General features: G+C 79.5%; 1 protein-coding gene and 1 pseudogene. Both read left to right on the plus strand.

Features of this window, described 5'->3' with window-relative positions; genetic code table 11:
* On the plus strand, positions 1-399 hold a 399-nt coding region (locus Q6969_RS16100; RefSeq protein WP_317231339.1), incomplete at its 5' end, for a carboxyltransferase domain-containing protein.
* Positions 396-701: pseudogene (locus Q6969_RS16105) on the plus strand (allophanate hydrolase subunit 2 family protein); the annotation flags it as partial. The gene Q6969_RS16100 and the pseudogene Q6969_RS16105, both read left to right, overlap by 4 nt.

The raw sequence follows: 701 nt of genomic DNA on the forward strand, positions 1-701 counted from the left end.
GCGGGCGCGCGCGGCGGCGATCCGGTGGAGATCGACGTGGTCTACGACGGCGAGGACCTGGCCGACGTCGCCGCCCTCCTCGGCGTCGACGCGCGCGAGGTCGTCGCGCGGCACACCTCCGGCATCTGGACGGTCGCCTTCGGCGGCTTCGCGCCCGGGTTCGGCTACCTCGCGGGCGTGCCGGGGCTCGAGGTCCCGCGCCGGTCGTCGCCCCGGCCGCGCGTCCCCGCGGGGGCCGTGGCGCTCGCGGGCGAGTTCAGCGGCATCTACCCCCGGGTGTCGCCGGGCGGCTGGCAGCTGATCGGCACCACGCGGGCGGTCCTGTGGGATCCGGAGCGGGAGCCGGCGGCGCTCCTCGTGCCCGGATCCGCCGTGCGCTTCCGGGAGGTGGCGGGGTGACCGGCCCGGAGGCCCCGCGCCGCGGACGGCGCGCCACGGAGGCGACGGCTCCCGCCCTCGTCGTCGAGCGCACCGGCCCGCTCATGCTCGTGCAGGACGCGGGCCGTCCCGGCCACGGCGGCATCGGCGTCTCCCCGTCGGGAGCCCTCGACCCGCGGGCCCTCGCCGACGCGAACCTCCTCGTCGGCAACGACGCCGGCGCGGCGGGCCTCGAGATCGTGCTCGGCGGCGTCGCACTGCGGGCGACCGCGGCGGTGTGGGTCGCCGTCACGGGCGCCGTCGGGCCGCTGGTCCGCACGGTC

Source organism: Clavibacter sp. MX14-G9D (assembly GCF_032917815.1).
Classification (GTDB): domain Bacteria; phylum Actinomycetota; class Actinomycetes; order Actinomycetales; family Microbacteriaceae; genus Clavibacter; species Clavibacter michiganensis_K.